Source organism: Arthrobacter sp. SO5 (genome assembly GCF_020532805.1).
In the GTDB taxonomy this organism is placed as follows: domain Bacteria; phylum Actinomycetota; class Actinomycetes; order Actinomycetales; family Micrococcaceae; genus Arthrobacter.
In genome coordinates this window covers 1-8403 of the sequence record NZ_MQTQ01000078.1, presented here as the reverse complement: position 1 = coordinate 8403, position 8403 = coordinate 1, and the positions used below count along the sequence as shown (strand labels likewise).

The 8403-nt window shown below is 68.1% G+C and carries 6 protein-coding genes and 1 pseudogene; 3 read left to right on the top strand and 4 right to left on the bottom strand.

Annotated features, from left to right (window positions below):
- A pseudogene (locus tag BJG92_RS14955) lies at positions 1–261 on the bottom strand (ferredoxin reductase); the annotation flags it as partial.
- Between the two features lie 100 nt (positions 262–361).
- Here BJG92_RS14955 and BJG92_RS14950 point away from each other — a divergent pair.
- Positions 362–1564 carry a CdaR family transcriptional regulator gene (locus tag BJG92_RS14950; RefSeq protein ID WP_232084790.1) on the top strand — a complete coding sequence of 401 codons (1203 nt, stop codon included), beginning with the start codon at positions 362–364 and terminating at the stop codon, positions 1562–1564.
- Positions 1565–1842: 278 nt separating this feature from the next.
- Here BJG92_RS14950 and BJG92_RS14945 read toward each other — a convergent pair whose 3' ends face one another.
- Positions 1843–3240 carry a GAF domain-containing serine/threonine-protein kinase gene (locus BJG92_RS14945; protein WP_232084789.1) on the bottom strand — a complete coding sequence of 466 codons (1398 nt, stop codon included), beginning with the start codon at positions 3238–3240 and terminating at the stop codon, positions 1843–1845.
- 197 nt (positions 3241–3437) lie between these two features.
- Entirely contained in the window at positions 3438–5051 is a 1614-nt protein-coding gene (locus BJG92_RS14940) for a peptide chain release factor 3 (RefSeq protein WP_232084788.1), read from the bottom strand.
- Between the two features lie 322 nt (positions 5052–5373).
- On the opposite strand from BJG92_RS14940, the gene disA reads away from it, so the two are divergent.
- Positions 5374–6450 carry a DNA integrity scanning diadenylate cyclase DisA gene (gene disA, locus BJG92_RS14935; protein ID WP_232084787.1) on the top strand — a complete coding sequence of 359 codons (1077 nt, stop codon included), beginning with the start codon at positions 5374–5376 and terminating at the stop codon, positions 6448–6450.
- A 6-nt stretch (positions 6451–6456) separates the two neighbouring features.
- Here disA and BJG92_RS14930 read toward each other — a convergent pair whose 3' ends face one another.
- A complete protein-coding gene (locus BJG92_RS14930) occupies positions 6457–7011 on the bottom strand; it encodes a hypothetical protein (RefSeq protein ID WP_308011669.1) in 555 nt (184 codons plus the stop codon).
- Positions 7012–7492: 481 nt separating this feature from the next.
- On the opposite strand from BJG92_RS14930, the gene BJG92_RS14925 reads away from it, so the two are divergent.
- Complete coding sequence (locus tag BJG92_RS14925; protein WP_308011670.1) at positions 7493–8311, top strand: A/G-specific adenine glycosylase; 819 nt, start codon at positions 7493–7495, stop codon at positions 8309–8311.
- The last annotated feature ends 92 nt before the right edge of the window (positions 8312–8403 follow it).

The window sequence follows — 8403 nt, the reverse complement described above, 5'->3', positions numbered from 1 at the left end:
GAGCGAGTAGGACCGCCAGTGGCGGACACCGTCGAGCTCGACGCCTATACGGGCCCACTGGCCGGCAAGGTGCGCCTGCCAGCCGCGGCCGGGACGGAAGAAAATGGTGGCGGAATCGGCCGTTTCTGGAACCACCCGAGTGACCACGCCGCGCAATTGGCGGGCTGAGAACACGGGGTTGAACAGCGACAGAATGTCTTCTGGAGCTAGGGGGGTGGTCAGTAGAGATGCGGCGCGCGCCAGCTTACGGAGCCGGATCATCTTTCAACCTTATGTCAGTCAAGGTCATACTTCTTCACCCAAGGCATAAGATCGAGGTGGATAAACTATCTCCCCGCAACAACTTATTGGAATCAGCCTCATGAACGCACCCCCGACGGGTACCCCTGCTTCCCCCGCCTACGACCCGCCGTGGCTTGCCTTGCCACGCGAGGTCAGCGACGTGCTCCGGCCGATGATGCCGGGCATTGTCGAGGCCATCATCGAGGCCGTGCCGCAGCTGGTCCCCGCGTACGCCCGGCCCATCGAGGGACGGTTCGGCCGGGGGCTGCGGCGCGGTGTCGCGGCTGCCCTGGAACGTTTCCTGCAGCTGCCCGGAACCACGCTGCCGGCCCTTTCCGAGGAGAGCCGGCAGCTCGTGGCCGGGCTGGGAAGCGGGGAATTCCGGCAGGGCCGGAGCATGGACGCATTGCTGAGCGCGTACCGGATGGGCGCCCGCGTGACCTTCCGCGAGATGTCCAGGGTCTCCGTGGAACACCACCTGGGGCAGAGCGTCGTGGTTGATCTGGGTGAGTCGATTCTCGCTTACATCGATGAACTGTCCGCCGTCAGCGCCGAGGCGTACGCCTTTGAGCAGTCCGAACGTGCTGGCGCCGTGGACCGGCGCCGCACCGAACTGCTCGACCTGCTCCTGCTGGGGCAGGCGGATGAGGCGGCCCTGCGCCAGACGGCGGCGATGGCGGACTGGTCCCTGCCGCAGCGGATGATGGTGGTGACCCTGCCCGTGGACCGGTCTGCGGGACTCCGGCTCCGGCTGGGTGCCGGAACGCTGGTCATCGAACGCGAGACTGACGCCGTCGCCCTTGTCCCGGCACGGAAGTCCGCGTCCGCCCGTGCCGACCTCAACAAGGCGCTGCGCGGGCGGGGCGCCGCCGTGGGACCGGAAGGGGGCTGGGAGAAAGTCCCCGACTCCCTGCGACTGGCGGTACTGGCAGCCTCCGTGCTGCCGCCCAGGGACGGCCCAGAGGACCCGCCGATCTGGGCGGACGAGCACCTCGCCGAAGTGGTCCTGGGTGCCGAGCCTTCAGCCATCGCCGAACTGGCCAACCGCCGGCTTGCGCCGCTGGAGGGACTGCGTCCGGCGCAGCGCGAGCGGCTCGCTGAGACACTCCTGTCCTGGCTGCGGCACTGGGGCCAGCGCGCCCCGGTGGCGGCGGAGCTCGGCATCCACCCGCAGACAGTGGGATACCGGGCGGCGCAGTTGCGCGAGCTGTTCGGCGACACCCTGGAAGACCCGAAGGCGCGGTTCGAGCTGGAACTGGCGCTCCACGCCGGCAGGCGCTAGGAAGTGCCGGCGGGGGGCGCGGGGGCGCAGGCGCAGCGGAGCGGCCGGCGAAGGGCGAAGGGCGAAGGGCGAAGGGCGAAGGGCCCAGGGACATGCCCCGCGCCGAGGCCCGAGGGTGGACATATTGGCTTTGTGCCCAATCCCGGGCGCGACCACTGGACATGTCCCCCCGGTCCGGAAAACCCTGCCCAATCCCGGGCGCGACCACTGGACATGTCCCCCCGGTCCGGAAAACCCTGCCTCCGGTCCGCCCCGACGATCCCAGCGCCAGTGTCCTGCTAGGTTCTGATCGCTTCCCTGCTCCGCAGCCGCAGCTCAAGATCGTTCATGACGATAGCGGCCAGGTCCTTCAGCGTCCGGGTGTCCTCTGCCGTGAAGTGGCGCGGTTCGCGGTCCAGGATGCAAAAGGTGCCAAGGTTGTAGCCGTCCGGGGTGCGCAGCGGCACTCCGGCGTAGAACTGCAGGCCGAACTCGCCCGCCACCAGCGGGTTGGCCAGCGTGCGCGGATCGGTGGCGGCACTTTCGATGACCCATGCGTCGTCTTGCATGATGGCGGAGGCGCAGAGCCCCGGGTCCCGGCCGATCTCCGTAACATCTGTGCCGTGGTGGGACTTGAACCAGATCCGGTCGTGGTCCACGACGCTGACTATTGCGACCGGCACAGAGAACACGCGCGCGGCGAGGGCGGCGATCCGGTCAAAGGCGCCGTCCGAGGGCGTGTCGAGGATCCGGTAGCGCTCGACGGCGCGCATCCGGGCCTCCTCATTGGCCGCCGACGGGATCGCCGCCGGAATATTGTCGAGGCGGTGGCGGGCAGCGCCGTTGATCACTTCCTGGCGCAGGGCCAGGGAAACTTCGCGGGCCGGGGGCCGGCTGGCCGGGTCGCGGGACAGCATCGATGACAGAAGAGACACCCACATGGGGGCGAGCCCCTCGGGAATCTGCGGATCCTTGAGCAGCCGGGCAACAGCGGACTGGATGGGAGCTCCGGGGTAAGCCATCTTCCCGGTCAGGCCCTCGAGGAGCACAAGGCCCAGCGAATACACGTCACTGAGCGGCCCGGCAGGTTCGCCGGCGGCCTGCTCGGGGCTCAGATAGGCCGGAGTCCCCGACGTGCCGCCTTCCTCCGCCGGGCTGTTCTCCACCATGACGGCGACGCCGAAATCGGTGAGCTTTGCCCGCGGGCGGCGGTCCTCGTTGCTGTAGTCCACCAGCAGGATGTTCGCCGGCTTCACGTCGCGGTGGACGATCCCGTGGTGGTGGATGTAAGAGAGCCCGTCCGCCAGGTCGTGGCCGATCAGCGCCATGTGCGCCGCGGACAGCGGGCCCTGGGCGGCACGGTGGCGGAGATCGTGCCCGCGGACCAGCTCCATCACGAGGTAGGTGAGGCGCGAGTTCGGCGCACTCAGGTCGGCACCGGCGTCGAAGAGCGTCACGAGGGCATGGTGGCTCATCCCGGCGAGAATCCGGATCTCCCGGTCCTGCCGGCGGGCGTGCTCAACATCGTCCGCGTCGCTGCGGAACAGTTTGACAGCCACTTCGCGCTGCAGGAGCTGGTCGTAGGCACGGTAGACGGTCGATTGGCTTCCCCTGCCAATAAGGTCTTCAATCCGGTAGCGCCCGCTCAGCAGGAAGCCAGGTTCCATGCTCTGTTTCGGGGTGGCCGGCTGTGTCATTAATCGAGTCAAAGAGTGTTCTTATTTCCCTTGAATGCGGGGTCCACCCGTGGGAGCTGGCGGATCAGTCCAATTGCCGGCATGATTTCCCGGCGCCCGCAGTATTAGCAAGGTTACTTATGATAACCCGGTTATGCCGTGACCGGGCGCCCGGACCCATACTTTCCTGAATGTTTCCCCGGCGGGGGCGCCGGCGGCTATTTGGCGGGGTTGTGGGTGCCGATCGGCAGCAACGTCAGGTCCGGGTGGTTCTTCTCGATCCGGCGCAGGGCCCAGACGTCGTTGAACAGTGCCAGGTACTCGCCGTCGGAACGCAGCAGCACCTCGGCCCCGGGCACGTTGGCCAGCGCCGGCATGGCGTCCGCCGTCGAAAGCCGGGCGATCGAGTAGGGCAGCCGTTCCAGCCGCATGGGTGCGCTGAAGTCGTGCGCCATGCGGTCCTCCACCACCTCGAACTGCATGGGGCCGACGGCGGCCAGGACCGGAGCCTGGTCACCACGGATGTCCGAACGGAGCACCTGGATGACGCCCTCGTGCTCGAGCTGGTCAATGCCGCGGCGGAACTGCTTGAAACGGCTGGGGTCCTTGGAGCGCGCCACCTGGAAATGCTCCGGGGCGAAGAGCGGGATAGCGGGGAACTCCACCGGCTGTTCCAGGAAGAGGCTGTCGCCCACGCGCAGTGAGGAGGCGTTCACGAGTCCCACGACGTCGCCCGGGAACGCCTCGTCAATGACTTCGCGTTCACGGCCGAACACCTGCTGGGCGTACTTGGTGGCGAAGGACTTCCCGGTCCTGCCCTGGGTCACCACCATGCCGCGCTCGAACAGGCCGGAGCAGACACGGATGAAGGCCACGTGGTCCCGGTGGGCCTTGTTCATGCCAGCCTGGACCTTGAAGACGAAGCCGGAGAACGGCGCGTCGACCGGGCGCGGGGCGCCGTCGACGTCGGGCCGGGGGGCCGCCGGAGGTGCGAAGTCCACGAGGGCGTCAAGGATTTCCTTCACGCCGAAGTTCAGGGCCGCGGAGCTGAACAGGATCGGTGTCGCCTTGCCCGCATGGAAGGCTTCGACGTCGAACTCGAGGTTGGATTCGATGACAAGTCCGGCTTCGTCCACGGCGTTGGACCAGTCCTCGCCCTGGCTGGCTGCGGCCTGTTCGGGCGTGAAGTACTCGGTGAGGGCGATGTTGGCGCCGGAGTTGTTCCGCTTGAACTGGGCGAAACGGTCATTGCGGAGGTCCCAGACGCCGCGGAAGTCACCCGATATGCCCACGGCCCACGTCAGCGGCATCGGCTGGAGGCCGGTGCGCTCGGTGATTTCGTCCATGAGCGCGAGCGCGTCCAGGCCCGGACGGTCCCACTTGTTGATGACGGTGATGATGGGGAGGTTGCGCTGCTTGCAGACCTCGAAGAGCTTCATGGTCTGCGTTTCCAGGCCCTTGGCGGCGTCGACGAGCATCACGGCGCAGTCCACGGCTGCCAGCACGCGGTAGGTGTCCTCCGAGAAGTCCGCGTGGCCCGGGGTGTCCAGGAGGTTGATGACGGTGTCCCGGTAGCCGAACTGCAGGGCGGCCGAGCTGATCGAGATGCCGCGGTCCTTTTCCATCTGCATCCAGTCCGAGACCGTTTCCTTGCGGTTGGCTTTGCCGCTGGATGCGCCTGCGGTGCCGATCACCTTGGCATGGAGGGCCAGCGCCTCGGTCAGGGTGGACTTGCCGGCGTCGGGGTGGGAAATGACCGCGAAAGTCCGACGCCGGGCCGCCTGCTTGTGAATCTCCTGGACTCTGGCGGGGCTAAGGACTTCTTGAGACACGGTGCTACTTTCGCTGCGGCGTTGAGGAGGGGATCGGCGCGGAGAGCCCGCGGTACACCCAAGGACTCCAGTTTATCGCAGCCCGCCGAACCCGCGCGAAGCGGGCCAAAAAGTGCCGCCGCGGACCGCTGCCGCCAGGGCGACTCGGGAGGCGCTCCGGACCGTGGCCGGATGGACCACTTTGAGGCTTGCCTGTGCGGATGTTGCCCTGTTATGCCTCTACTATGGTCAGAGCGGGGAACCGAGTACTTTGATCCTGCCGGCCAACACTGGAAACCGGCGCACCCGCAGGCCGGAGCCTGCACCTCTGAAGGGAAGACCTATGGCTCGGAGCCCTGAAGATTCACTCAAGGCGACTCTGGGCAGGGTGGCTCCGGGCACCGCCCTCCGTGACGGGCTGGAACGCATCCTCCGCGGACGGACCGGCGCACTGATCGTGCTGGGCATTGACCGGACCATCGAATCCATTTGTTCCGGCGGCTTTGAGATCGGCATCGACTTCTCCCCCACCCGGCTGCGGGAACTGGCCAAAATGGACGGTGCCATCATTTGCGACAAGGACGCCAGCAACATCCTGCGCGCGGCCGTCCAGCTGGTCCCGGACTCCAGCATCGAGACCCAGGAATCGGGCACCCGCCACCGGACCGCGGAACGCGTTGCCATCCAGACGGGTGTCCCGGTCATCTCTGTCAGCCAGTCCATGCAGATCATCGCGCTCTACGTGAACGGGCTTCGGCATGTCCTGGAGGGCTCCGAGAAGGTCCTGGCCCGCGCCAACCAGGCCCTCGCAACCTTGGAACGCTACCGCTCGCGCCTGGACCAGGTGACCAGCTCACTGTCCGCGCTGGAAATCGAGGCCATGGTGACGGTCCGCGACGTCGCCGTGACGCTGCAGCGCCAGGAAATGGTGCGCCGGATTTCCGAGGAGATCTCGCAGTACGTCCTGGAGCTCGGCGAAGACGGCCGCCTGTTGTCACTGCAGCTGGACGAGCTGACAGTGGGCCGCGGTCCCGGCAGCGACGTGATCATCCGCGACTACTCCGGCCCGGACACCTCGGCCGAGGACATCGAGGAGGCCGTCAAGTCGCTCGTGAACCTGGGCCCCACGGAGCTGATCGATCTGGGCAAGATCGCGGGGATTGTCGGCTTCGCCGGCGGCGAGGCGAACCTCGACGCCGTCGTCCAGCCGCGCGGCTACCGCCTGCTCTCCGGACTGAAGGCAGTGCCGAAGGCCGTCGCTGACCGCTTGGTGGACCACTTCGGCGGGCTGCAGTTCCTGATGGCCGCCACGATCGATGACCTCATGACGGTGGACGGCATCGGAGACCAGCGCGCCCGGACGGTCCGCGAGGGCCTGAGCCGGATGGCCGAGGCCAGCCTGCTGGACCGGTTCCTGTAACCGGCGTCAGTTGAGCTTGAACACGGCCCGGGGGCTGGTCTTGTTCGCCAGCCGGGCCGCGAAGACGTAGGTGCCACCGGCGGGCTTGGCCTCAATCCCCGCGCAGCCCTGCACCGAGCGCCTGCGGTCCCACGGGAAATTGGCAGTTTCACTCTGTCCCGGCGCGATGGTCTTCACGAGGTCCGTTTTGTCCGCCTGGCAGTCGGCGGATGAGAAGATCCGGTCCGAGCCACTCGTGACCAGGAACTCCATCTGCGAGGTGCCAATATTTATCTCGCAGGGCACCCGGTTGCCGTTGGTGACCTTTAAGCTCAGCAGCGGGTTCTCCCCCGCGGCGTAGGCCGGCTTGTCCGTACCGGCCGTGACCGTTACGAGGTTCTGGTCGCAGCCGTTGCCCTCCGCAGTGACGGACGGCGACGGGGAAGCCGTGGGGGCATCCGGGCCGGCGGTAGGAGCCGTTTGCTGGCCGGGCGCGGGTGTCCCGCCACTGCCTTGGGAGGACTGCCCGGCGTTAAGGACACTGTAAACGGCGGCGAAGCCGCCGAAGGCGAGGGCGATCACGAGCAGCAGGCCGCCCCCGACGAGAAGGCGCCGGCGGCGGAAGACAGGGCTGACCGGTTTCCGCCCAGGCTTCCGCCCGCGTTGCCCCGCGGGCCCCCGTGAAGATTGTCCGCTGCCGGAAACCTTCGGCCGGGAACCGTGACTTCCTGAAGTGCCTTGCCTGCCCATCCTTCTAGGCTAGAGAACCGCGCCGGGTATGGGGCCCTCCCACGCCGCGGGCAGAGTGTGGCCCTCATCAATTACGCTTACTTGCATCAAAACTCTTGCCGGCTCCCCCTCGATCCCTCCCGCCGCGCGCCCGGCCAGCGTGGCCGACCCGGCCGACGCGGCCAACCCGGCCAACGCGGCCGTTGGCGTTCCCCCGGGCCACCCTTTGGCCAGCCTCCACGACGCCCTGGACGGGTGGTTTGAGTCCAACGCGCGGCAACTGCCCTGGCGGGAGGCCGGATGCAGCCCTTGGGGCGTTTTGGTCAGCGAGATCATGCTGCAGCAGACACCCGTGGTGCGAGTCCTGCCTGTCTGGGCGGAATGGCTCCTGCGCTGGCCGGAACCGGCCGATCTGGCCCGGGAACCTGCCGGCGAGGCCGTCCGCGCCTGGGGCCGGCTGGGCTATCCGCGGCGGGCGCTGCGGCTGCACGCTGCCGCCGTCGCAATCGGCGCCAACCATGGCGGGACGGTCCCCGGCACGTACGCGGAGCTGCTGGAGCTGCCCGGAGTGGGCGCTTACACGGCCGCGGCGGTCGCCGCCTTTGCCTTCGGGCGCCGCGAGACGGTGGTGGACACCAATATCCGCCGCGTGCATGCCCGCCTGCTGACCGGCACCGCCCTGCCCTCGCAGGCGCTGACCGCCGCGGAAATGCGGCTCGCCGCGCAGGCGCTGCCCGACGACGTCGGCGCCTCCGTACGCTGGAACGCCTCCGTCATGGAGCTCGGAGCGCTGGTCTGCACGGCCCGCGCCCCAAAGTGCGGCGCCTGCCCGGTCCGCAGCAACTGCGCCTGGCTCGCGGCCGGCGAACCGCCTCCGAGCTACACCCCGAAGGGCCAGTCCTGGCATGGAACGGACCGCCAGGTGCGGGGTGCCGTCATGGCGGTGCTGCGCCTGGCCGAGGCGCCGGTGGCGCCGGAGCTGTTCCAGCGGCCCCCGGCGGACCTAGGCTTCGAGCCGGACGGGATAGGCGTACCGCTTGCCGCCCTGCATCGGCTCAATTCGGCTCCCGAACAGCTGGAACGCGCCCTGGCCGGCCTGCTGGATGACGGGCTGGCCGAGTTGCAGCCCGCCGGTTTCCGGCTCCCCGCGTAAGGAACACCCCCGCGGCCTAGGAGACTGCTGAATTAGTGGGCTTGAGGGGGCTGGATCTTTTCCCGAGGCAGCTGCTGGCTGCTGTGAGCAGG